Source organism: Homoserinibacter gongjuensis, from assembly GCF_030161875.1.
Classification (GTDB): domain Bacteria; phylum Actinomycetota; class Actinomycetes; order Actinomycetales; family Microbacteriaceae; genus Homoserinibacter; species Homoserinibacter gongjuensis.
On the sequence record NZ_BSVA01000001.1, the window covers coordinates 514,070 to 537,798 of the forward strand.

Annotated in this window: 14 protein-coding genes and 7 pseudogenes; 9 read left to right on the forward strand and 12 right to left on the reverse strand. The window is 69.5% G+C overall.

Annotation, left to right across the window (positions count from 1 at the left end):
• Positions 1-34: 34 nt before the first annotated feature.
• Positions 35-1,789: an acetyl/propionyl/methylcrotonyl-CoA carboxylase subunit alpha gene (locus tag QQK29_RS02875; RefSeq protein ID WP_284297636.1), complete on the forward strand. Its 1,755-nt coding sequence runs from the start codon at positions 35-37 to the stop codon at positions 1,787-1,789.
• A 68-nt stretch (positions 1,790-1,857) separates the two neighbouring features.
• Here QQK29_RS02875 and QQK29_RS02880 read toward each other — a convergent pair whose 3' ends face one another.
• Positions 1,858-2,760 (reverse strand): hypothetical protein, encoded by a 903-nt coding sequence (locus QQK29_RS02880; RefSeq protein WP_284297639.1) that lies wholly within the window; start codon positions 2,758-2,760, stop codon positions 1,858-1,860.
• Between the two features lie 281 nt (positions 2,761-3,041).
• Positions 3,042-4,477: pseudogene (locus tag QQK29_RS02885) on the reverse strand (NAD(P)H-quinone dehydrogenase).
• Between the two features lie 74 nt (positions 4,478-4,551).
• On the opposite strand from QQK29_RS02885, the gene QQK29_RS02890 reads away from it, so the two are divergent.
• Both QQK29_RS02890 and QQK29_RS02895 read left to right on the forward strand, forming a co-directional pair.
• Complete coding sequence (locus QQK29_RS02890; RefSeq protein ID WP_284297640.1) at positions 4,552-5,379, forward strand: purine-nucleoside phosphorylase; 828 nt, start codon at positions 4,552-4,554, stop codon at positions 5,377-5,379.
• A pseudogene (locus QQK29_RS02895) lies at positions 5,379-7,042 on the forward strand (phospho-sugar mutase). Before QQK29_RS02890 ends, QQK29_RS02895 begins: the two are co-directional and overlap by 1 nt.
• Before the next feature lie 223 nt (positions 7,043-7,265).
• On the opposite strand, the gene QQK29_RS02900 reads toward QQK29_RS02895, so the two are convergent.
• The 3 genes and pseudogenes from QQK29_RS02900 to QQK29_RS02910 all read right to left on the reverse strand — a co-directional run bounded on the left by QQK29_RS02900 (position 7,266) and on the right by QQK29_RS02910 (position 9,110).
• Positions 7,266-7,538, reverse strand: coding sequence for a PTS sugar transporter subunit IIB (locus QQK29_RS02900; RefSeq protein WP_284297642.1), 273 nt, complete (start codon positions 7,536-7,538; stop codon positions 7,266-7,268).
• Positions 7,535-7,990 carry a PTS sugar transporter subunit IIA gene (locus tag QQK29_RS02905; RefSeq protein ID WP_284297644.1) on the reverse strand — a complete coding sequence of 152 codons (456 nt, stop codon included), beginning with the start codon at positions 7,988-7,990 and terminating at the stop codon, positions 7,535-7,537. The genes QQK29_RS02900 and QQK29_RS02905 overlap by 4 nt, the downstream gene beginning before the upstream one ends.
• A pseudogene (locus QQK29_RS02910) lies at positions 7,990-9,110 on the reverse strand (adenosine deaminase). The gene QQK29_RS02905 and the pseudogene QQK29_RS02910 overlap by 1 nt, the downstream one beginning before the upstream one ends.
• Before the next feature lie 127 nt (positions 9,111-9,237).
• On the opposite strand from QQK29_RS02910, the pseudogene uriH reads away from it, so the two are divergent.
• Positions 9,238-10,184 (forward strand): annotated as a pseudogene (uriH, locus tag QQK29_RS02915) (uridine-preferring nucleoside hydrolase UriH).
• Positions 10,185-10,373: 189 nt separating this feature from the next.
• Here the strand turns inward: uriH and QQK29_RS02920 are convergent.
• The 7 genes and pseudogenes from QQK29_RS02920 to QQK29_RS02950 all read right to left on the reverse strand — a co-directional run bounded on the left by QQK29_RS02920 (position 10,374) and on the right by QQK29_RS02950 (position 18,771).
• Positions 10,374-11,665 (reverse strand): annotated as a pseudogene (locus QQK29_RS02920) (thymidine phosphorylase).
• 96 nt (positions 11,666-11,761) lie between these two features.
• Positions 11,762-12,178: a cytidine deaminase gene (locus QQK29_RS02925; protein WP_284297646.1), complete on the reverse strand. Its 417-nt coding sequence runs from the start codon at positions 12,176-12,178 to the stop codon at positions 11,762-11,764.
• Positions 12,175-13,452: an ABC transporter permease gene (locus QQK29_RS02930; RefSeq protein WP_284297648.1), complete on the reverse strand. Its 1,278-nt coding sequence runs from the start codon at positions 13,450-13,452 to the stop codon at positions 12,175-12,177. Before QQK29_RS02930 ends, QQK29_RS02925 begins: the two co-directional genes overlap by 4 nt.
• Positions 13,449-14,757 (reverse strand): annotated as a pseudogene (locus QQK29_RS02935) (ABC transporter permease). The gene QQK29_RS02930 and the pseudogene QQK29_RS02935 overlap by 4 nt, the downstream one beginning before the upstream one ends.
• Complete coding sequence (locus QQK29_RS02940) at positions 14,754-16,265, reverse strand: ABC transporter ATP-binding protein (RefSeq protein WP_284297650.1); 1,512 nt, start codon at positions 16,263-16,265, stop codon at positions 14,754-14,756. The pseudogene QQK29_RS02935 and the gene QQK29_RS02940 overlap by 4 nt, the downstream one beginning before the upstream one ends.
• A gap of 86 nt (positions 16,266-16,351) precedes the next feature.
• Positions 16,352-17,443, reverse strand: coding sequence for a BMP family lipoprotein (locus tag QQK29_RS02945; RefSeq protein WP_284297652.1), 1,092 nt, complete (start codon positions 17,441-17,443; stop codon positions 16,352-16,354).
• 213 nt (positions 17,444-17,656) lie between these two features.
• A pseudogene (locus QQK29_RS02950) lies at positions 17,657-18,771 on the reverse strand (mannose-1-phosphate guanylyltransferase).
• A gap of 182 nt (positions 18,772-18,953) precedes the next feature.
• Here QQK29_RS02950 and sdhC point away from each other — a divergent pair.
• The 5 genes from sdhC to QQK29_RS02975 all read left to right on the forward strand — a co-directional run bounded on the left by sdhC (position 18,954) and on the right by QQK29_RS02975 (position 23,708).
• Complete coding sequence (sdhC, locus tag QQK29_RS02955; protein WP_284301889.1) at positions 18,954-19,349, forward strand: succinate dehydrogenase, cytochrome b556 subunit; 396 nt, start codon at positions 18,954-18,956, stop codon at positions 19,347-19,349.
• Positions 19,349-19,801 carry a succinate dehydrogenase/fumarate reductase transmembrane subunit gene (locus QQK29_RS02960; protein WP_284297654.1) on the forward strand — a complete coding sequence of 151 codons (453 nt, stop codon included), beginning with the start codon at positions 19,349-19,351 and terminating at the stop codon, positions 19,799-19,801. The genes sdhC and QQK29_RS02960 overlap by 1 nt, the downstream gene beginning before the upstream one ends.
• A gap of 26 nt (positions 19,802-19,827) precedes the next feature.
• Positions 19,828-21,636, forward strand: coding sequence for a succinate dehydrogenase flavoprotein subunit (gene sdhA, locus QQK29_RS02965; protein ID WP_284297656.1), 1,809 nt, complete (start codon positions 19,828-19,830; stop codon positions 21,634-21,636).
• On the forward strand, positions 21,636-22,424 hold the full coding sequence (locus QQK29_RS02970) for a succinate dehydrogenase iron-sulfur subunit (RefSeq protein WP_284297658.1): 789 nt from the start codon (positions 21,636-21,638) through the stop codon (positions 22,422-22,424). The genes sdhA and QQK29_RS02970 overlap by 1 nt, the downstream gene beginning before the upstream one ends.
• A gap of 180 nt (positions 22,425-22,604) precedes the next feature.
• On the forward strand, positions 22,605-23,708 hold the full coding sequence (locus QQK29_RS02975; RefSeq protein ID WP_284297660.1) for a YihY/virulence factor BrkB family protein: 1,104 nt from the start codon (positions 22,605-22,607) through the stop codon (positions 23,706-23,708).
• Positions 23,709-23,729 lie beyond the last annotated feature (21 nt).

Here is a 23,729-nt window from a genome sequence, read left to right on the forward strand (position 1 = left end):
CGCGGGTCGTCGCCGGCTCTAGGCTGGGGTCACTATGCCTCGCATCTCGAAGGTCCTGATTGCCAATCGGGGTGAGATCGCGGTACGCGTGATCCGCGCCGCCCGCGACGCCGGCATCGCATCCGTCGCCGTCTACGCCGACCAGGACCGCGGTGCGCGGCACGTGGTGCTCGCCGACGAGGCCTACGCCCTCGACGGCACGACCAGCGCCACCACCTACCTCGTCATCGACAAGCTGCTCTCGATCGCCCGCCGCTCGGGCGCCGACGCCGTGCACCCCGGCTACGGCTTCCTCGCCGAGAACGCCGACTTCGCGCGCGCCGTGATCGACGCCGGCCTCATCTGGATCGGCCCGTCACCGGATGCCATCGAGCGCCTCGGCGACAAGGTCTCCGCCCGCCACGTGGCCGAGAAGGTCGGCGCGCCGCTCGCCCCCGGCACCCTCAACCCGGTCTCGGGAGCGGATGAGGTGCTCGCCTTCGTCGACGAGCACGGTCTGCCTGTCGCCATCAAGGCGGCGTTCGGCGGCGGCGGCCGCGGCCTCAAGGTGGCCCGCACGCGCGAGGAGATCCCCGAGCTCTTCGACTCGGCCACGCGCGAGGCGGTCGCGGCGTTCGGCCGCGGCGAGTGCTTCGTCGAGAAGTACCTCGACAAGCCGCGCCACGTCGAGACGCAGTGCCTCGCGGATGCCGAGGGCAACGTCGTCGTCGTCTCGACGCGCGACTGCTCCCTGCAGCGTCGCCACCAGAAGCTCGTCGAGGAGGCGCCCGCGCCGTTCCTCACCGACGCGCAGCGCGAGCTGCTCTACAGCTCCTCGAAGGCGATCCTGCGCGAGGTCGGCTATGTCGGCGCGGGCACCTGCGAGTTCCTCATCGGCCTCGACGGCACGGTCTCGTTCCTCGAGGTCAACACCCGCCTCCAGGTCGAGCACCCGGTCTCCGAGGAGGTCACCGGCATCGACCTCGTGCGTGAGCAGTTCCGCATCGCGGAGGGCGGCATCCTCGACTACCCCGATCCCGAGACGCACGGTCACGCCTTCGAGTTCCGCATCAACGGAGAAGACCCGGGCCGCAACTTCCTGCCGACGCCCGGCCCCATCCAGGCGATCCGCTACCCCGGCGGCCCCGGCGTGCGCATCGACTCGGGCGTCACGACGGGCGACGAGATCTCGGGCGCGTTCGACTCCCTGCTCGCGAAGCTCATCGTGACCGGGTCGACGCGCGAGGACGCGCTCGAGCGCGCCCGTCGCGCCCTCGACGAGTTCGAGGTCGCCGGGCTGCCGACCGTCATCCCGTTCCACCGCGCGGTCGTGCGGGATGCCGCCTTCACCGGCGACGGCGGCTTCGGCGTGTACACGCGCTGGATCGAGACCGAGTTCTCGGCCGAGCTCGAGCCGTGGGGCGGTGTGCTCGCGGATGCGACGCCCGCCGAGAAGCGCCACTCGGTCGTCGTCGAGGTGGAGGGCAAGCGCGTCGCCGTGTCGCTGCCGAGCACGCTGCTGCCCTCGGCCACCGTGTCGGCTCCGCCGCCCCCGCGTCGCCGGGTCGGCTCGCAGGCCGTCGTCGGCGCCACCGGGAACGCCGTCAAGGCGCCCATGCAGGCGACGGTCGTGAAGGTGGCCGTCGCCGAGGGCGACAAGGTCGTCAAGGGCGACCTCGTCGTGGTGCTCGAGGCCATGAAGATGGAGCAGCCGCTCATCGCCCACAAGGACGGCACGATCGGTTCGCTCAACGCGGTCGTCGGCGCGACGGTCTCCTCGGGCCACCTGCTCCTCAGCATCGCCGACTGACGGCTCCGCCCCGCCGTCCGCCCTCCCCATTTCCGCGAGCGCTACCCGTTTCCGCGAGCGCTCCCGGTCTACGGGTAGCGCTCGCGGATTTCGGTAGCGCTCGCGGTCTGCGGATGCCACGGTCGGTCCGCGGATGCCACGGTCGGCCGGTGGATGCCGCGGTCGCGGTCAGCGGATGCCGTGCTCGCGCAGCAGGCGGCCCAGGCGCGCGGGCGACGCCGCGGTGGCGGCATCCCACCGGGCGATCGATCGCACCCCGGCTGCCGGCGCAGACGCTGCTCGCGCCACTTCTCGTCGAGCAGCACCTGCTCGAGCGTGCGGCCATTGCGGTACCGCTCGTCGAGGTACTTCACCTTGCCGTCGAACTCACCGATCACGCCGAAACGCGGCCACCAGAAGTCGACATCCATGCGCCCGTCACGGTCCGAGAACTCGTGCTGCAGCTCGGGAGCCGGCAGCCCGGCCTCCGCGATCGAGACGCGACTGAGCGACTCGACGGGCGAGCCGCTGCGCGCGTCGGCGAACGCCACCACCTCGCGAGCGCGTCGCACGCCGCGGTGGCCCGGTTCGGGCAGTTCCGCAACCAGGTCATCGTGCCGCGTTCCCCGGGCGAGTGCCGCATCCGCCACCATGACCCCCTCGGCGAATCGGCTCGTGCGGGCGACATCGATGACCGTTCGCGCGAGCGTCGTGGCCTCGAGCCCGTCGAGCACGACGGTCTCCGGCGGGATGTCGAGGCAGTGCCGCACCAGTCTGTCGTCGGAGCGTCCGCCGTTGGTGCGCCACGCGATAACGTGCACGTCCTCGGGAGGGTCGCCCAGCAGCGGCAGGTTCCACGCGATCGCGGCCGTGCGATGCGAGAGCACGAGTCGCCGCTCCCGCATGAGCGTCACGGCCCGCGCCAAGGTGATGTGGCGCTCACGGGGCGATTGAGCATTCCAGTCGGCGGCGGTGACGTAGACGCCGCGCACGAGGCGTATCAGCTCCCCCGCTGAGCGAGCACGCCGAGACGGTCGGCGTCACCATCCGGAGCCGCCCGCGCGAGCAGGAACCTGTCACGCCACGAGGCGGTGATGACGATGTCGTCCATGCCGTCACCCTGTCGCACCTCGCCTCGCCGCCGCAGAAGCTCTCCACAGGCGCGAGCGCTACCCGTTTCCGCGAGCGCTACCCGTCTACCGGTAGCGCTCGCGGTTTTGGGTAGCGCTCGCGGGGTTCGAGGCGGAGGCGGGAGCGCGGCAGCGGCGGCGGCTCAGTCGACGATGTGCATCGCGCGGGCCGCATCCGTCACGGCACCCGAGAGCGAGGGGTAGACGGAGAAGGCGCGGGCCAGCTGGTCGACGGTCAGGCGGTGCTCCACCGCGAGCGCGATCGGCAGGATGAGGTCGGATGCCTTGGGCGCCACGACGACGCCGCCGATCACCGTGCCGGAGCCGGTGCGGGCGAACAGCTTCACGAAGCCGTCCTTGATGCCCTCCATCTTGGCGCGCGGGTTCGAGGCGAGCGGCAGCTTGTAGATCTCGCCCTGCGCGAGCCCCTCCTCGATCTGCTTCTGGTTCCAGCCCACGGTCGCGACCTCGGGATGCGTGAAGATGTTCGAGGTCACATTGCGCGGCTCGGCGGGCGTCACCGCATCCCCCATGGCGTGGAACACCGCGGTGCGTCCCTGCGAGGACGCGACGGATGCGAGCGGCACGAAGTCGCTGCAGTCACCCACCCCGTAGACCATCGGCATCGAGGTGCGGGCCACCCGGTTCACGCGGATGTGGCCCGACTCGGTGAGCTGCACCCCCGCCTCCTCGAGCCCGATGCCCGAGGTGTTGGGCACCGAGCCGAGCGCGAGCAGGCAGTGCGAGCCCTCGACCGTGCGTCCGTCGGTGAGGGTCACGAGCACCCCGTCGCCCGCGCGTTCCACGGATGCCATGCGCGACTTCGAGAGCACCTTCATCCCCCGCGCACGAAGACGTTCTCGATCACGCGGGCGGCATCCGCATCCTCGCCCGGCAGCACCTGCTCGCGGCTGGAGACGAGGGTGACCTGCGCGCCGAGCGCGCGGTAGGCGGAGGCGAACTCCGCGCCCGTCACACCCGAGCCCACGACGATGAGGTGCTCGGGTACCTCGTCGAGCGAGTAGAGCTGAGTCCAGGTGAGGATGCGCTTGCCGTCCGGCTTGGCCGACGAGAGGATGCGGGGGCGCGCCCCGACCGCGACCACGAGTGTGTCGGCGGTGACCTCGTCGAAGTCGACCCGCTTCTTGCCCTTGCCGGTCGACATGATGAGCCGGTTGGGCCCGTCGAGGCGGCCGTCACCCGCGACGATCCGCACGCCGGCGCGCGTGAGCTGCGACTTGAGGTCTTCGGACTGCTGACGTGCCAGCAGCATGAGCCGCTGGTTGACGGCGGCGAGATTGACGGTCACCTCGGGGCGCACGGCACGTCCGTTCTCGCCGCGCGTGAAGAACTGCACGCCGAGATCGGCGGCCTGGCCGACATCCGTGGCCGCGCCCGCGGTGGCGATGAGCGACTTCGAGGGGACGACATCCGTGAGCACCGCCGAACCGCCGACACCTGCGCGCTCGACGAGCGTCACCTCCGCCCCGAGCTGCGCCCCCGTGAGAGCCGCCTCGTAGCCACCAGGTCCCCCTCCGAGGACGGCGATGCGCTGGGTTCGCTCGAACTCGTAGGGCATGCCTCCATTGTCGCGCATCCGCGAGGGGATGCCGCCGGGGCCCGTTCCCGGGGCTCGCCGAATACAGTGAGAGGATGCACACCCAGCATCCCCTCGACGGCGAGGACGTGGATCCGTTCGCCGTCGCACGCATCGCAGCAGAGCAGCTCGCGGAAGCCACCGGCGTCGAGAAGCACGACATCGCACTGACCCTCGGCTCCGGCTGGGCGAAGGCTGCCGATCTGCTCGGCGAGACCGTCGCCACCGTGCCCGCCACCGAGATCTACGGGTTCAGCGCCCCCGCGCTCACGGGTCACGTCGGCACGCTGCGCAGCATCCTGTTGCCGAACGGCAAACGCGCCCTCGTGATCGGCGCGCGCACCCACTTCTACGAGGGTCACGGCGTGCGCCGCGTCGTGCACTCGGTGCGCACCGCGGCGGCTGCGGGCGCCACGACGATGATCCTGACCAACGGCGCAGGCGGCATCAAGGAGCACTGGACGCCCGGCACCCCGGTGCTCATCAGCGACCACATCAACCTCACGGCGGCGTCTCCGCTCGAGGGTGCGACTTTCATCGACCTGACCGATCTCTACTCGCGGCGGCTGCGTGAGGTGGCGCGCAGCATCCAGCCCGAACTCGACGAGGGCGTCTACGTGCAGTTCCGCGGCCCGCACTACGAGACGCCGGCCGAAGTGCAGATGGCGAAGACGATCGGCGGCCACATCGTGGGCATGTCGACCGCGCTCGAGGCGATCGCAGCGCGCCAGGCGGGCATGGAGATCCTCGGTTTCTCGCTCATCACGAACCTCGCCGCGGGCATCTCGCCCGAGCCCCTCAGCCACACCGAGGTGCTGCAGGCGGGCAAGGACGCCGAGCCGGTGATCTCCGAGCTGCTCGCACGCGTCGTGGCGGCGATCTGATGGAGGCGGTGGAGGCCCTCGCAGCGGCCCGCGCCTGGGCCGCCCAGGATCCCGACGAGGTCACGCGCGCCCAGCTCGAAGCGCTCATCGCGCGTGCCGACGCGGGCGACCCGGATGCGCACGCCGAGCTGGCATCCCGGTTCGCCGGGCGGCTGACGTTCGGCACGGCGGGGCTGCGCGGGGAGCTCGGAGCGGGTCCCCTGCGCATGAACCGCGTGCTCGTCTCGCAGGCCGCCGCGGGGCTCGCGCGGTTCCTGCTGGCGCGGGAGACGCATCCGTCCGTCGTCATCGGCTACGACGGCCGGCACAACTCCGAGGTGTTCGCGCGCGACACGGCCGAGCTCATGGCGGGCGCCGGAGTGCGCGCCGTGCTGCTGCCGCGGCTGCTGCCGACCCCCGTGCTCGCGTTCGCCGTGCGCCACCTCGAGGCGAGCGCGGGCGTGATGGTCACGGCCTCGCACAACCCCGCGGCCGACAACGGCTACAAGGTTTACCTCGGCGGGCTCGACCACGGCTCGCAGATCGTGCCGCCCGCGGATGCCGAAATCCAGGCCGCGATCGTCGACGTCGCCCGCGGCTCGATCACCGAGCTGCCCCGCTCGAGCACCTACGAGATCGCGCCGGAGGAGGTGGTCGACGAGTACGTGCGCCGTACCGCGGCCCTCGCCGCCGAGCCGCAGCCGCTGCGCGTCGTCTACACGGCGATGCACGGTGTCGGGTGGGAGACCGCTCGGCGCGTGTTCGAGGCCGCGGGGTTCCCGGATGTCGTGTCGGTCGCCGCGCAGCAGGATCCCGACCCCGCGTTCCCCACCGTCGACTTCCCGAACCCCGAGGAGCCGGGCGCGATGGACCTCGCGTTCGCGACGGCGGCCCAGCACGGCGCGGACCTCGTGATCGCGAACGACCCGGATGCCGACCGCGTCGCCGTCGGCGTGCCGGACGGCCACGGAGGGTGGCACCGGCTCTCGGGTAACGAGGTCGGATGGCTGCTCGGCTGGCGCGCGGCGCGGCAGGCCGTCGAGCGCGGCCTCGACCGGGGATCCCTCGCCTGCTCGCTCGTGAGCTCCCCGCTCTCGGTGTCGTCGCGCGCACGGAGGGCCTCGACTTCGTCGAGACGCTCACCGGGTTCAAGTGGATCTCGCGCGCAGGCGACCTCATCTACGGCTACGAGGAGGCCCTCGGCTACCTCGTCGACCCCGACAAGATCCGCGACAAGGACGGCATCTCGGCCGCCGTCGCGGTGCTCGCGCTCTTCTCCGACCTGAAGGCGTCGGGGCGCAGCTTCCCCGAGCACCGCGCGGAGTTCGCCGAGCGCTACGGGGCGTTCGCATCCGGGCAGATCTCGGTGCGGGTCGCCGACCTGGCACGGATCCCCGAGCTCATGGCGCGCCTACGGCAGGATCCGCCGCGCGGGATCGGCGGCATCCGCGTGGAGCAGATCGACGACTTCGCCGACGGCTTCGGCCCCTTCCCGCCGAGCGACATCCTGCGCTTCCACCTCGCGGGCGGCTCGCGCGTGATCGTGCGCCCGTCGGGCACCGAGCCGAAGCTCAAGTGCTACCTCGACACCCGCAGTGACGAGGGCGCGGCCGCCGAACGACAGGCGACAGCGGATGCCGCACTCGCGGCCCTCGACGCCGGGATGCGCGAGCTGCTCGGCTGAGCCTGCTCTCCCTCGCCGTTTCCGCGTATCTTCTCGCAACTCAGGAGATGTCGGCGTGCGCGGCTCGCCGTCGCGCCCCCGTCAAGATTCTCCTGGATGGCGGAACGTGCGCGGGTTCGCAACTCAGGAGCCTCCCCACGTGCGGCCACGCTGCACCCGCATCCGTCGAGAATCTCCTGAGTTGCGAAGGCGCGCGGAGACTGACGAAGGTGGATCCCGGGCCTCAGCCGAGCGCGACCTCGAGCTTGCGCTGCAGTTCGGCGGTGTCGAAGTAGTTCTCCACCACGATGACGTCGGCGAAGGTCTGCCCGATCGCGTCGACGAACTCGGGGCCGGTGAGGATCACCTGCGCGTCGTCGAGCTCCGACTCGAGCATCGACGCGTCGATCGCCACGACGCGCGCGTCGACGCCGAGGCGCTGCAGCACGCGTTCCGCGTTCACCTTGAGGATGCCGCTCGTGCCGATGCCGGCACCGCACAGGGTGAGGATCTTCACGCGCCCACCCCGAGGATGCCGCGCACCTCGTCGGCGGTCGCGGCGTCGGCCAGCGATGCCACCGCATCCGAGTCATTGAAGATGTTGGCGATCTCGGCCACGAGCTGCAGGTGGCGCGCGCTCGAGGCCCCCGCGAGGGCGAGCACGACGCGCACCGGGTCGTTGTAGGGATGCCCGAACGGCACCGGGTCGGCGAGCGTCACGATCGCGAGGCCGTCGCGGTGCACCGCGGGGCCCGGGCGCGCGTGCGCGAGGGCCAGGCCGGGCGCGACCACGACGTAGGGTCCGTGCTCCTCGATCATGCGCACCATGTCGACGGCGTAGCCGGCATCCGTCGCACCACTCGCGGCGAGGGCTCGACCGGAGATCTCGACGGCGTCCCGCCAATCGCGCGCGCGGGCGCGCAGCACGACGGCGTCATCGGGAAGCGCGGGGAGGGCGGTGTGGTCCATCAGACGTCGCCGAACCCGTCTTCGATGAGCTCGACGAGCTCGGCGCGCTCCTCGAGCGGCAGGAAGGCCGCCTCGGCCGCGTTGAGCTGGAAGGTCAGCAGGTCGTCGAGCCCGTAGCCGAAGGCGTCGGAGAGCAGCGAGAGCTCACGCGTGAGAGTCGTGGCGCTCATGAGGCGGTTGTCGGTGTTGACGGTCACGCGGAAGCCGAGCTGGTACAGGAGGTCGAAGGGATGCGCGGTGAGGTCGTCACCCCACGCCGCGATCGCGCCGGTCTGCAGGTTCGAGCTCGGGCTCGTCTCGAGCGGGATCCCACGGTCTTTGACCCACTGGGCGAGCCGGCCGAGGCTCACGTAGCTTGCCTCGTCGTCTTGGGATTCGATCGTGATGTCTTCGGCGATGCGCACGCCGTGGCCGAGACGCAGGGCGTGGCCGTCGACGAGCGCGCCGCGAATGGACTCGAGCCCGTCGGCCTCGCCGGCGTGCACGGTCGCCGGGAAGCACTCGCGGGCGAGCAGGTCGAAGGCGTCCGCGAAGCGGCTCGGAGGAAGCCCGCCTCGGGGCCGGCGATGTCGAACCCGACGGCGCCGTTGTCACGATGCCGCAGTGCGAGCTCGGCGATCTCGAGACCGCGGTCGGTGTGCCGCATCGCGCTCACGAGCTGTCCGACACGGATGCCGTGGCCGGCCTCCGCGGCGAGCTCCATGCCCTGCGTCAGCCCCTCCTGCACCGCCTCGACCGCCTCGTCGAGGCTGAGCCCGCGGCTCAGGTGCTGTTCGGGCGCCCAGCGCACCTCACCCCACACGACACCGTCCTCGGCGAGGTCCTCCACGAACTCGCGGGCGACCCGCGTGAGGCCCTCCCGGGTCTGCATGACGGCGGTCGTCACATCGAAGGTCTTGAGGTACTCGACGAGCGAGCCGGAGTCGGACTTCTCGGCGAACCACGCGGCAAGGGCGTCGGCATCCGTCGCGGGCAGTTCGAGGCCGAGAGGCTCGGCGAGTTCGATGATCGTGCGCGGCCGCAGACCTCCGTCGAGGTGGTCATGCAGCGAGACCTTGGGAAGCACCCGCAGGTCGACGCCGTCGACGATGTGGTGGTCTGCGGGGGCTGCGTCGCTCATGCCTCCAGAGTAGTCGGCGGGCCCTGTACGAAACCGAGTCGAAGCTGAAGATGGGGCGTCACGTCGCGTCGTTGGACCGCCCCGCGAGCGACACGAACCGACGCCTCATCTTGCCTAGGCTGGCACCATGACCCGCCGCATCATCCTCGACTGCGATCCCGGCCATGATGATGCGATCGCCATGCTGTTGGCACACGGCAACCCGGATGTCGAACTCGCTGCCGTCACCACGGTCGCCGGCAACGCGGGCATCGAGGCGGTCACGCGCAACGCGCTCGCCGTGGCACGCATCGCCGGCATCACGGGGGTGCCGTTCGCGGCGGGCGCGGGCCGACCGCTCGTGCGCAGTGTCGAGTACGCGCCCGACATCCACGGCGATTCAGGACTCGACGGCCCGGTACTGCCCGAGCCGACGTTCGACGTCGACCCGCGCGGCGCGGTGCAGCTCATCATCGACACCGTGATGGCATCCGAGCCGGGCGAGATCACGCTCGTGCCCACGGGGGCGCTCACCAACATCGCGCTCGCGGCGCGCATCGAGCCGCGCATCGTGCCGCGCGTGCGCGAGGTCGTGCTCATGGGCGGCGGCGTGCACGTGGGCAACTGGAACGCGACGAGCGAGTTCAACATCGTGATCGATCCGGAGGCGGCGCACATCGTGTTCAACGAGTCGTGGCCGCTCACCATGGTCGGGCTCGACGTGACGCATCAGGCGCTCGCGACCGCCGAGGTACGCGAGCGGATCGCAGCGGTCGGCACGCGACCCGCGGTGTTCGTGGGCGAACTGCTCGACTTCTTCGGGGCGACCTACCTCGCCTCGCAGGGCTTCGCATCCCCGCCGGTTCACGACCCGGTGGCGGTCGCCTACGTGATCGACCCCTCGGTGCTCGAGGTCGTGAAGGCGCCGCTGGATGTCGAGCTCGCGGGCACGCTCACGCTCGGCATGACGGTGGCCGACCTGCGCCGCCCCGCTCCCCGGACTGCACGACCCAGGTGTCGCTGCGCCTCGACGAGCGTCGCTTCTGGGATCTCGTGGTCGACGCGCTCGCATCGCTCGGCGACCCCGAGGTCTGAGGCGTCGCTCCCAACTCAAGGACCGTCTCACCCAACTCAAGGACCGTCTCACCCAACTCAAGGACTCCCCGCTCGAAGTCCCCAACTCCTGCCTCAGGAGGCGACTCCAGCACCACCGAGTCCTTGATTTGGGCGAGACAATCCTTGATTCGGGAGCGATGGTCCTTGAGATGGGACGGTCGCGTCGCCTCAGGCGATGCGGGTACGGATGAGCGGGCGCTCCGGCAGCTCGGTGCCGGCGGGGGCGATCGAGTAGGCGCCCTCGAGCGACTCGAGCGCCCGATCGAAGCGCGCCGGGTCGTCGGCGTGCAGCGTGAAGAGCGGCTCGCCCGCGCGTACCGCGTCGCCCGGCTTCTTGTGCAGGTCGATGCCCGCCGCGTGCACCACGGGGTCCTCCTTGCGGGCGCGTCCGGCACCGAGGCGCCAGGCGGCCACGCCGAAGGCGAGCGCCTCCTGGGTGGCGAGCACGCCATCCGTCTCGGCGAGCACCGGATGCGACTCCCGCGGCTGAGGCAGCGCGGCATCCGGATCGCCGCCCTGGGCTTCGATCATGGCTCGCCAGCTGTCCATGGCGCGTCCATCGGCGAGGGCCGCCTCGACGTCGGCATCCGGCTGACCTGCGAGGTCGAGCATCTCGCGCGCAAGCGCGACCGTCAGCTCGACGACATCCGCGGGACCGCCGCCGGCGAGCACCTCGACCGACTCGCGCACCTCGTTGGCGTTGCCGATCGTGAGGCCCAGCGGCACGTTCATGTCGGTGAGCAGCGCACGCGTGGCGACGCCCGAGTCGTTGCCGAGCCGCACCATGGTCTCGGCCAGCTCGCGCGCGCGATCGTAGTCCTTCATGAAGGCGCCCGAGCCGAACTTCACGTCGAGCACGAGGGAGGCGGTGCCCTCGGCGATCTTCTTCGACATGATCGACGACGCGATGAGCGGGATCGCCTCGACGGTGCCCGTGATGTCGCGCAGGGCGTAGAGCTTGCCGTCGGCCGGGGCGAGGTCGGCGCCCGCGGCGCACACCACGGCGCCCACCGAGCCGAGCTGGGCGAGGAACTCCTCGTTGCTGAGGCGCGCACGCCATCCCGGAATCGACTCGAGCTTGTCGAGCGTGCCGCCCGTGTGCCCGAGTCCGCGGCCGGAGAGCTGCGGAACGGCCACCCCGAACGAGGCGACGAGCGGCGCGAGCGGGAGGGTGATCTTGTCGCCCACTCCCCGGTCGAGTGCTTGTCGGTCGTGGTCTTGCCGAGACCCGAGAAGTCGAGGCGCTCGCCGCTCGCGACCATCGCGGCCGTGAGTTCGCGGATCTCGTCGGGCGTCATGCCGTTCAGGAACACCGCCATCGCGAAGGCCGCCATCTGCTCGTCGGCGACGTAGCCGCGCGTGTAGGCGTCGACCAGCCAGCGGATCTCGTCGGCCGTGAGCTCGCCGCGGTCGCGCTTGCGGTGGATGAGGTCGACGGTGTCGAAGGGTTCGATGGCCATGATTGTCCTTTCGGGGGACGGCGGTTTCGAGACGCGGCTCCGCCGCTCCTCAACCACCTGTATTGACGCGGTTTCGAGACGGCGCTGCGCGCCTCCTCACCCACCTGCGGAGTACGCCTCCAGGGTGCGTGGGCCGAAGGCATCCGGGATCACCTCGTCGATCGTGCGGATGCCCGACACGGTCTCGAGCAGCATCCCCTCGGCCGAGTGCTCGAACAGCAGCTGGCGGCAGCGGCCGCACGGCATGAGGGTCTGCCCGTGGCCGTCGACGCACGTGAAGGCCACGAGCTTGCCGCCGCCCGTCATGTGCAGTGTCGACACGAGCGCGCACTCGGCGCACAGCGTGAGCCCGTAGGAGGCGTTCTCGACGTTGCAGCCCCAGATGATGCGGCCGTCGTCGACCAGCGCCGCGGCTCCGACCGGGAACTTCGAGTACGGCACGTAGGCATGCGGGATCGCCGCATTCGCCGCATCCCGCAACGCCTGCCAGGTCTCTGCGCTGACCTCGTTCATGACTTGATGTACGGCTTACCGTCGGCGGCCGGCGCCCGCGAGACGCCCACGAGGCCCGCGACCGCGAAGATCGTGACCACGTACGGCAGCATGAGCATGAAGTCGGATGGCACGGGCGAGCCGATGATGCCCAGCACGCTCTGCAAGTTGGTCGCGAAGCCAAACAGCAGGCCCGCGAGCGTCGCCCGGATCGGATCCCAGCGTCCGAAGATCACCGCGGCGAGTGCGATGAAGCCCGCACCGTTGGTCATGTCCTTGCCGAACTGGCCCACCACATCCAGCGTGTAGTACGCGCCGCCGACGCCGACGATGGCACCCGCGAGCGACACGTTCCAGAAGCGGGTCGAGGTCACGCTGATGCCGACCGTGTCGGCCGCCTGGGGGTGCTCACCGACCGCACGTGCCCGCAGGCCCCACCGGGTCTTGAAGAGCGCGAACCAGACGAGGAACACCGCGATGTACATGAGGTAGACGATGATCGTCTGCCGGAACAGCACGGGGCCCAGGATCGGGATGTCCGAGAGCAGCGGAATCGGCAGCACGTCGAACTTGACCGGGTTGTTGAGCGTCGCCGCGTCGGGAACGAGCACCTTCGAGTAGAAGAAGCTCGTGAGCCCGAGCACCAGCACGTTGAGCACGACACCGACGATCACCTGGTCGACGAGGTACTTGATCGAGAACGCCGCGAGCACGAACGACACGAGCACGGCGCCGACCATCGCAGCGACGAGGCCGAGCAGAGGTTGACGCGTGATCGACCCGACCAGCGCCGCCGAGAACGCGCCGAAGAGCAGCTGACCCTCGATGGCGATGTTCACGACACCGCTGCGCTCCGAGATGACGCCTCCGAGCGCGCCGAAGATGAGCGGCACGCTGAGGGCCAGAGAGCCGACGAGCAGCCCCGGGACGGGAATGGTCTTGTCGGCGGCGACCCAGGTGAGGAACGCGAAGAGGAACAGCACCGTGAACACGATCGCGAGCCACAGCGGCGACCGCGCGCGACGCGAGGCGACGAAGAACGCCGAGAGGCCGGTGAGCCCCACGAGGAGCAGCGCCGCCACGATCACGGCCGACTGGGTGGGCACCGCGACCGGTGCCAGCTGGATCGCCTCGCGCTCGGTGGAGAGCTCGAAGAGCGTGTCGCCGGTCGCAGGGAAGACGAACGCGAACAGCACGCCGACGAGCGCGAAGATGCCGTACGCGATCGGGGCCTTCCAGCTGCGGACGACGGCCGTCTCGTGGACGATCGGTGCCGCGGGGGTCGTGGTGGTCACTTGGTCACCGCCTTCGGGGCGCGGATGCGGACGGGTTCCGGGGCGCCGGCGGGCGCGGGCAGCCGGAAGATCGACCGCACGAGCGGAGGCGCCGCGATGAGCAGCACGATGACCGACTGCACGACGAGCACGATGTCGATGGGGATGCCCTCGCCGACCTGCATCGAGTAGCCGCCCGACTTGAGAGCGCCGAACAGGAGTCCCGCGAGGAACACGCCCCACGGCCGGGACCGGCCGAGCAGGGCGACGGTGATGGCGTCGAATCCGATGCCGGCGTCGACGCCCGCCGAGAAGCCCGTGGTCGTCGTGCCGAGCACCTGCGAGGCGCCGGCGAGACCGAGCAGTCCGCCCGAGAACAGCATCGCGACGACGTAGACGTTCTTGACGCTGATGCCCGCGGTGCGCGCCGCGTTGGGGTTCTCACCCACCGCGCGGAAGCGGAAGCCCAGGCTCGAGCGGTTGAGCAGATACCAGACCCAGACAGTCGCGAGGATCGCGAAGATGAATCCGAGGTGCACGCGGAACGCGCCGACGCCGATGAGGTCGGTCAGCGAGGGGTAGATGGCGCTCGGCAGGGCCGGTGGTGATTTCGGAGTGTTGGAGTCGGGTGCCTGGAGCCCCCGGCGTCTTGAGCAGGAAGGAGATGAGGTACAGCGCAACGTAGTTGAGCATGATCGTGACGATCACCTCGTGCGCGCCGGTGCGAGCCTTCAGCACGCCCGCGATGCCCGCCCAGAGCGCACCGCCGACGATCGCGGCGACGGTCGCCAACAGGATGTGCACGGGTGCGGGCAACTCGAACGACCAACTGACCCATCCGGCGCAGGCTGCGGCGATGAGGATCTGGCCGCGACCACCGATGTTGAACATGCCGACGCGGAAGGTGAGCGCGACACCGAGGCCGGCCGCGATGAGCGGGGTCGCGAAAGTGAGCGTGTCGGACAGCGGCTTGATCGCGCGCAGGAAGTCGCCACGCTTCGGGTTGAAGATGGCGCCCTCGAAGAGCGCCGTGTAGCCGCCGAGCACCGCGTTCCAGATGGCGGCGAAGGTGTCACCGGGTCGCGCGAAGAAGTAGCCCGAGGCCTTCTGCACCGTCGGATCGGTCACGGCGATCAGCACGGCCCCCACGAGAAGGGCGATGACGATCGCGAGCACCGAGATGAGCCAGCCGGCGCTGAAGATCTCGCGCAGCACGCGGTTGGCGGCGGGCTGCGGGCTGTCGTCGCGCTGGGCCGCGGGAACCTGCTCGGGCTCGACGGGTTCGGGCACCTGACCGTGCGGCGGAATCTGCTGGTCGTCGCTCATGCGGCGGCTCCTGTCGTCTCGCCGGCCATCATGAGGCCGAGCACTTCGCGGGGCGTGTCGCCGGGCACGATGCCGACGATGCCGCCGCGATACATGACGGCGATCCGGTCGGCGAGCGCGGTGACCTCGTCGAGCTCGGTCGACACGACGATCACCGGGATGCCGGAGTCGCGCGCCTCGACCACGCGCGTGTGCACGAACTCGATGGATCCGACGTCGAGGCCGCGGGTGGGCTGCGACGCGACGAACAGTCGCAGGTCGCGGCTCAACTCGCGCGCGAGCACGACCTTCTGCTGGTTGCCACCGGAGAGCCGGCCTGCGGGGGTCGAGATGCCCTGCGCACGGATGTCGAACTCTTCGAGCTTCGCCTCGGCGAACTCCTCGAGCGTCTTGAGCTGGAGGGCGCCGGCTTTCACGAAAGGTTCACCCGTCGAGCGGTCGAGCATGAGGTTCTCGGCGATCGTGAACTCGGCGACGAGCCCGTCCTCGGTGCGGTCCTCGGGCACGAAGCCCACGCCCGCGTCGAGTACGCGACGCACACTGCGCCCGACCAGCTCGACGCCGTCGAGCGTGATCGAGCCCGAGACGCGCGGCTGGAGACCGAGGATCGCTTCCGTGAGCTCCGTCTGTCCGTTCCCCTGCACGCCCGCGATCGCGAGGATCTCGCCCGCGCGCACGGTGAACGAGACGTCCTTCACGACGTACTGGTCGAGCGCATCGATCACCGAGAGGTCGGTGACGACGAATGCATCGGCACCGGGATTGGCCGGCGCCTTGTCGACGGTCAGGTCGACCGCGCGGCCCACCATCATGGAGGCCAGCTCGGCGTTGCTCGCGGAAGGCGATGCCTCGCCGACGACCTTGCCGAGCCGGATCACCGTGATGCGGTCGGCCACCTCGCGCACCTCGCGCAGCTTGTGGGTGATGAAGACGATCGAAGTGCCGGATTCCTTGAGTTGGCGCATGATCGCCATGAGCTCGTCGGTCTCCTGCGGGGTGAGCACGGCGGTCGGCTCGTCGAACACCAGCACGCGCGCGTCGCGCGAGAGCGCCTTGATGATCTCCACGCGCTGCTGCACTCCGACAGGCAGATCCTCGACGACCGCATCCGGGTCGATGTCGAACCCGAACCGGTCGGAGATCTCACGCACCTTGGCGCGAGCGGCCGCGATGTCGAGGACACCGATGGCGTTGGTCTCCTCGTGCCCGAGCATGACGTTCTCGGCGACGGTGAAGACGGGGACGAGCATGAAGTGCTGATGGACCATGCCGATGCCGGCGCGCATCGCGTCGCCCGGGCCGGAGAAATGCTGAACCTCGTCGTCCAGCAGGATCTCGCCCTCCTCGGCACGGTACAGGCCGTATAGCACGTTCATGAGCGTGGACTTGCCTGCGCCGTTCTCGCCGAGCAGACAGTGGATCTCCCCGGGTTCGACGACGAGATCGATGTGGTCGTTCGCGACCAGGGCACCGAACCGCTTGGTGATGCCACGGAGTTCGAGCTTCATTGTCTCAATCTACGTATTCAGCTCCTCGATACGGGATGGGGAGACCGGCTAGGCCGGCCTCCCCATCCCGTGATGCGAGAAGGCCCTTACTTCGGGGTCGCCTCGGACACGACCTTGATGTCGCCGGCGATGATCTTCGCCTTCAGGTCATCGAGCGTCGCGGCCAGGTCCGCGGGGACCTTGGACTCCCAGTCGTGGAACGGTGCGATTCCCACACCGCCGTTCTCGAGGGTGCCCACGTAGGGCGAGTTGTCGAAGGTGCCCTCGGACGCGGCCTTGACCGTGTCACGCACGCCCGCGTCGACGCCCTTCATGACGGAGGTCAGGAGCAGGTCCGCGACATTCGGGTCGGTGTTGTAGACGTCGGCGTCCACACCGATGAGGGCGATGTCGCCACCCTTCTCACGGATCGCCTCTGCCGCGCTCTGGTAGATCGGGCCACCGACCGGCAGGAGCACGTCAGCACCCTGGTCGAGCAGGTTCTGCGCCGCGGTCTTGGCCTCGACACCGGCAGCGAAACCGCCCGTGAAGGAGCCGTTCTGCGAGGCCTTGTCCCAGCCGATCGCCTTCACGGAGGCGCCGTTCTGCTCGTTGTAGTACGCGACACCGTCGACAAAGCCGTCCATGAAGATGGTCACCGGCGGGATCGGGATGCCACCGAAGGTGCCGACGACGCCGGTCTTCGAGGTGGCCGCCGCCGCGTAGCCGGCGAGGAACGCGGCCTCAGCCGTGTTGAAGAGGATCGGCTTGGCGTTGTCGTAGTCGGGCTGACCGTCCGAGTTGCCGTCGAGCGCGTCGTCGACCGTCGCGAACTCCACGTCGGGGTTCGCCTTGGCGGCCAGCAGCGTCGCGGCCGAGAGCTTGAAGCCGACGGTCACGATGATGTTGCAGCCCTCGTCGAGCAGACGGTCGATGTTGGGCTCGTAGTCGTCCTCGCTGGCCGACTCGACGTGCTTCTCCTCGACGCCAGCCGCCTGGAGACCCTCGAGGCTGAGCTGGTTGAACGACTTGTCGTCGAAACCACCGTCGTCCGACACCGCGCAGGCGAGGAAGTCGGATGCGCCGGGCTCGTCTGACGGGTTGGCCTCGGGTGCAGCGGCGCAGCCGGTGAGCACCAGGGCGCCAGCGCCCAGGATGGCAAGTCCGGACAGGCCGGCCTTGCGGGTCGTGATTGTCACTGTGTCCTCCAAGAAGTCGCCGGGCAGGATGCCGGCGGATTGCGATCCACGTTACCTTCTGTGACGCACGCCGAGACATGAGCAACGGCGCTCGCAACAGAACAGTTACACACCCGCGGAGCTTCGGAAACGTCTAGGAAATGTTTGTGCTCAGATGAGCACGAGGCGTGCGCGCGAACGCGGCTCGGAGCGCAGATGCGCGTTCCTCACCCCCTACAGCACGTCGTCGCGGCCCGAGAGCTTGAGGGCGTCGACCACCGTCTTGACCCGCTGCGCGTTCGCCGTCGTCGTCACGAGCAAGGCATCCGGGGTGTCGACCACGACGATGTCGTGCACACCGATGAGCGACACGAGGCGGCCGGACTGCGCCACGACGATGCCGCTCGAGGCATCGGCGAGCACGCGCGCGTTCTCGCCCAGGATGGAGAGGTCGCTCGGCCGTCCGCCCGACTTGAGCTTGGCGACGGATGCGAAGTCGCCCACGTCGTCCCAGTCGAATCGCCCGGGGATCACCGCAAGGCGCCCTCGGCGGCCGCGGGCTCGGCCACGGCGTAGTCGATCGCGATGCGGCGCAGCGCGGGCCACAGCCGATCGACGGCGGGCCCGCGGGTGGCCGGGTCGTCCCATGCGGCGGCGAGCTCCTCGAGCTGGGCGCGCAACTGCGCATCGAAGGCGCCGATCTGCTCGAGCAGGAGGTCGGCACGCACGATGAACATGCCGGCGTTCCAGAGGTGCTTGCCGTCGGCGAGGTAGCGCGCTGCCGTGTCGGCATCCGGCTTCTCGACGAAGCTGCTGACGAGCAACGCATCGGGCGCACCCTCGATGGATGCGGCATCCGCGCATTCGATGTAGCCGAAGCCGATCGCCGGTTCGGTGGGCTGGATGCCGATCGTCGCGATGTAGCCCGCGTCGGCCGCGGCGACGGCCTGCTCGACCGCGGCACGGAAGGTGGCCTCGTCGCCGATCACGTGATCGGCCGCGAACGAACCGATGATGACATCCGGCTCGCGACGCAGGAGGATCGCAGCGGCGAGGCCGATCGCAACGGTGGAATCCCGCGGCGCCGCCTCGAGCACGATGTTGCGGTCGGCGAGTTCGGGGATCTGCGCCTCGACGGCCGCCCGATGGGCGCGCCCGGTCACGACCATCACGCGGTCGGGACCCGCGAGGGGTGCGAGTCGCTCCCACGTTCCGCGCAGCAGGGTGCGCCCCGACCCGGTGAGGTCGTGCAGGAACTTGGGCGCATCGGCGCGCGAGAGCGGCCACAGCCGTGACCCGACTCCACCGGCGGGGATGACGCCGTAGAAGCGCTCGAGGGATGTCGACATGCGTCAACCATAGAGAGGACGCGCCCCTGAAATATCTCGATATCAAGACAAGTTAGGTGACCCTCAACTGCGTGCGCCAAGGCGCGGGCATAGACTGGAGGCCGTTCCGACGACGAGCGACTCGCGAGGGAGAAAGTGCCGTGACGAGCCAGGCCGCACCACCTGAGAGCCCCGCGGCACCCATTCCCGAACCGAAGCGGCGAAAGCTTCCGGCGGGCACGCTCTACCGCGGTCGCGAGGGCATGTGGTCGTGGGTGCTGCATCGCATCACCGGAACCGCCATCTTCTTCTTCCTGCTCGTGCACATCCTCGACACCGCGCTCATCCGCATCAGCCCCGAGGCGTACGACGCAGTCATCGGCACCTACAAGACGCCGATCATGGGCCTCGGCGAGGTCGCCCTGGTCGCCGCGGTCGGCCTGCACGCGCTCAACGGCCTGCGCATCATCTTCATCGACCTGTTCTCGTGGGGTCCGCGCGCGCAGAAGGCCATGTTCTGGATCGTCGTGGTGCTGTGGATCCTGCTGCTCGTGGGCTTCGTCCCCCGGCACCTGATGGTCGTCTTCGGAGGTCACTAGTGAGCACCCAGAACATCGCGGCGCCCCGGAGCCCGTACCTCAGCCACCGCAAGCGCAACCGCTTCAACATCGAGAAGTGGGGCTGGATCTACATGCGGGTGTCGGGCTTCCTGCTCGTGTTCCTCATCTTCGGGCACCTCTTCTACAACCTGATCTTCCCGGGCAAGGTGTCGATCCTCGACTGGGCCTTCGTGGCGGGCAAGTTCTCCGATCCGCTCTGGATGTGGTGGGACGGCGCCATGCTCTGGCTCGCCCTCATCCATGGCGCCAACGGCATGCGCACCCTCGTCAACGACTATGCGCACGGCCGCTTCCGCAGCGTGCTGCTGTGGGCGCTCGGCATCACGACGGTCGTGCTGCTCGTGCTGGGCACGCTCGTGCTGACGACCTTCGACCCCTGCCTCGGCCCGACCGACAACGCCGAGCTGATCGCGATCTGCGCGGCCCAGTAGCCGCGCGGCCAGTAGTGAGAGAGAACGTGAGCGAGTACCTGGAGTTCGAAGACGGCGACGTCATCGACGGCGTGCACTACCACCGGCACGACGTCGTCATCGTGGGCGCGGGAGGTGCCGGGATGCGCGCCGCGATCGAGGCGGCGCCGCGCGCCAACACCGCGGTCATCACGAAGCTCTACCCGACGCGCTCCCACACGGGCGCGGCGCAGGGCGGCATGGCCGCCGCGCTCGCGAACGTCGAGGAGGACAGCTGGGAGTGGCACACCTTCGACACCGTCAAGGGCGGCGACTACCTCGTCGACCAGGACGCGGCCGAAATCCTCGCCAAGGAGGCGATCGACGCGGTCCTCGACCTCGAGAACATGGGCCTGCCCTTCAACCGCACTCCCGAGGGCCGCATCGACCAGCGCCGGTTCGGCGGTCACACGCGCGACCACGGCAAGGCGCCGGTCCGTCGCGCCTGCTACGCGGCCGACCGCACCGGCCACATGATCCTTCAGACGCTGTTCCAGAACTGCGTCAAGCTCGGCGTGAACTTCTTCAACGAGTTCTACGCGCTCGACCTCGTGATGACCGAGGTGGACGGGGTGGAGCAGCCCTCCGGCGTCGTCGCCTACGAGCTGGCGACCGGCCAGCTGCACGTCTTCCAGGGCAAGTCGATCGTGTTCGCCACGGGTGGCTTCGGCAAGATCTACAAGACCACCTCGAACGCCCACACCCTCACGGGTGACGGCGTCGGCATCATCTGGCGCAAGGGCCTGCCGCTCGAGGACATGGAGTTCTTCCAGTTCCACCCGACCGGGCTCGCCGGCCTCGGCATCCTGCTCACCGAGGGCGCGCGCGGTGAGGGCGCGATCCTGCGCAACGCCAACGGCGAGCGCTTCATGGAGCGCTACGCCCCCACGATCAAAGACCTGGCACCGCGCGACATCGTCTCGCGCTGCATGGTGCAGGAGGTCGCGGAGGGTCGCGGCGCCGGCCCTCACAAGGACTATGTGCTGCTCGACTGCACCCACCTCGGGGCCGAGGTGCTCGAGACCAAGCTCCCCGACATCACCGAGTTCGCCCGCACCTACCTGGGCGTCGACCCGGTCGTCGAGCCCGTGCCCGTGATGCCGACCGCCCACTACGCGATGGGCGGCATCCCCACCAACGTCAAGGCCGAGGTGCTGCGCGACAACGACACGATCGTTCCCGGCCTCTACGCCGCCGGCGAGTGCGCGTGCGTGTCGGTCCACGGCTCGAACCGCCTCGGCACCAACTCGCTGCTCGACATCAACGTGTTCGGCAAGCGCGCCGGGAACAACGCGGTCGACTACGCCGAGACCGCGGAGTTCCGCCCGATTCCCGCGGATGCCGCCGCCGGCGTGCGAGAGCTGGTCGACGGTCTGCGCAACTCGTCCGGCACGGAACGCATCGGCGCCCTGCGCAAGCAGCTGCAGGACGAGATGGACCGCAACGCGCAGGTGTTCCGCACCGACGAGTCGCTCGAGAAGGTCACCCAGACCATCCACGAGCTGCGCGAGCGCTACAAGAACGTGGCGATCCACGACAAGGGTCAGCGGTTCAACACCGACCTGCTCGAGGCGATCGAGCTCGGATTCCTGCTCGATCTGGCCGAGGTCGTGGTCTACTCGGCCCGCAACCGCAAGGAGAGCCGCGGCGGCCACATGCGCGACGACTACCCCAAGCGCGACGACGAGACCTACCTCAAGCACACCATGGCGTATCTCACGGGCGACCCGCATTCCGCGGACGCCGCGGATCACATCACGCTCGGCTGGAAACCGGTCGTGATCACCAACTACCAACCGATGGAGAGGAAGTACTGATGGCCGGCGCTGCCACCCTCGAGGCCGTGGACAACGCAGGCGCGCCCGAGGCGCCCATCCAGGCTTTCACCGTGACCCTCAACATCCGCCGTTTCGACCCGGAGAAGGACGCCGAGCCGTACTGGCAGGACTTCGACGTGGAGCTGTACGCGACCGATCGCGTGCTCGACGCGCTGCACAAGATCAAGTGGGAGCAGGACGGCTCGCTCACCTTCCGCCGCTCGTGCGCCCACGGCATCTGCGGATCGGATGCCATGCGCATCAACGGCCGCAACCGCCTCGCCTGCAAGACGCTCATCAAGGACCTCGACATCTCGAAGCCCATCTACGTCGAGGCGATCAAGGGCCTGCCCCTCGAGAAGGACCTCATCGTCGACATGGAGCCGTTCTTCGCCTCCTACCGCGAGATCCAGCCGTTCCTCATCGCCGATTCCAAGCCCAAGGACGGCAAGGAGCGCATCCAGTCGGTCGCCCAGCGTGCGCGCTTCGACGACACGACCAAGTGCATCCTGTGCGCCGCGTGCACCTCGAGCTGCCCGGTGTTCTGGACCGACGGTCAGTACTTCGGGCCGGCCGCGATCGTCAACGCGCACCGCTTCATCTTCGACTCGCGCGACGAGGCCGCGAGCGTGCGCCTCGACATCCTCAACGACAAGGAGGGCGTGTGGCGCTGCCGCACGACCTTCAACTGCACCGAGGCGTGCCCGCGCGGCATCGAGGTGACGAAGGCGATCGCCGAGGTGAAGGCGGCCGTGCTGCGCGGCAAGCCCGACATCCCGAAGCAGTAGCGCCGACCCCTCTTCCGCCGCCGGTTCTGCCCGTGGCTTCGGCTGTTGTGCAGGAGCCACGAGTCTGTTGTGCAGGAGTAGCCGCGGACTCCCCGGATTTCCAGCCCCTGCCCGCACGGCCTGCCTGGAGTCTCCTGCACAACAGCAGAACTCCTGCACAACAGCATCTAGCGTGGAGGGATGGGCGAGCCGACGACCGCGGATGCGAAGCAGCCGCCTGCGGATGCGAAGCAGCCGCCTGCGGATGCGAAGCAGCCGCCCGCGCTCATCGCGTGGGTGCAGCGCGTGGTCGCGTGGGTCATGCAGCTCAAGCCCGTACGGGTGTTCCTCGACTACGGATCGCATCGCGGGCCGCTGCTCGCCTCGGGACTGTCGAGTCAGGCGATCTTCGCGGTGTTCGCCGCGATCTGGGTGTCGTTCTCGGTGTTCGGGATCGTGCTCTCGGGCAACGCGCAGCTGCAGGAGAGCCTCCTCGCCCTGATCGGGAACGCGGTGCCGGGGCTCATCGACCGCGGCGACGGCGGGGCCATCGACCCCGACGACCTCGTCAACACGACGGTGCTCACCTGGACGGGTGCCATCGCGCTCGGCGGCCTCTTCATCACCGCTCTCGGTTGGCTGGCATCCGCTCGCGACGCGGTGCGGCTGCTCGGCGACCTTCCGGCGCCCACCACCAACTTCCTGCTGCTCAAGCTCAAGGATCTCGGCCTCGCGATCGGGTTCGGCATCCTGCTGCTCATCTCGGCGGCGCTCTCGGTGCTCTCCTCGCAGGCGCTCGACGGCGTGCTCGAGCTGCTCGGCATCCGCGAATCCGATGCGACCTCGCTCGTGGGTCGTGGGGTGTCGATCCTGCTCATGTTCATCATCGACACCCTGGTGCTCGCCGCGTTCTATCGCGTGCTGGCGGGCGTGCACATCCCGCTGCGCTATCTCGCGCAGGGCGCCCTGCTCGGAGCCTTCGCGCTCGGCGTGCTCAAGGTGCTCGGCACCGCGCTGCTCGGGGGCGCCACGCGCAACCCGTTGCTCGCCGGGTTCGCGGTGATCATCGGTCTGCTCATCTGGTTCACGCTCGTGTGCCAGGTGATCCTCATCGCGGCCTGCTGGGTCTTCGTGTCGATGAAGGATGCCGGGGTGCCGCTCGACCCGCGGGTGGCGGCCCAGCGGCGCGCGGAGGAGGAGGCGGAGCGCGAGCGCCTCAAGGATGAGTTGCGCGCGGAGCTCGCGCGGGAGAAGAAGCCGGGCTTCTGGGCTCGGCTGTTCGGCCGAGGCGCCGGCCGGACATGAGGGTCGGGGGCGCTGGCTAGA

Bases quoted from the DNA above. Each gene is read 5' to 3' on its own strand.
- QQK29_RS02875 (WP_284297636.1), top strand. From the start codon at position 35: ATGCCTCGCATCTCGAAGGTCCTGATTGCCAATCGGGGTGAGATCGCG.
- QQK29_RS02890 (WP_284297640.1), top strand. From the start codon at position 4,552: ATGCACACCCAGCATCCCCTCGACGGCGAGGACGTGGATCCGTTCGCC.
- QQK29_RS02905 (WP_284297644.1), bottom strand. From the start codon at position 7,990: ATGGACCACACCGCCCTCCCCGCGCTTCCCGATGACGCCGTCGTGCTG.
- QQK29_RS02925 (WP_284297646.1), bottom strand. From the start codon at position 12,178: ATGAACGAGGTCAGCGCAGAGACCTGGCAGGCGTTGCGGGATGCGGCG.
- QQK29_RS02940 (WP_284297650.1), bottom strand. From the start codon at position 16,265: ATGAAGCTCGAACTCCGTGGCATCACCAAGCGGTTCGGTGCCCTGGTC.
- QQK29_RS02970 (WP_284297658.1), top strand. From the start codon at position 21,636: ATGGCCGGCGCTGCCACCCTCGAGGCCGTGGACAACGCAGGCGCGCCC.
- QQK29_RS02975 (WP_284297660.1), top strand. From the start codon at position 22,605: ATGGGCGAGCCGACGACCGCGGATGCGAAGCAGCCGCCTGCGGATGCG.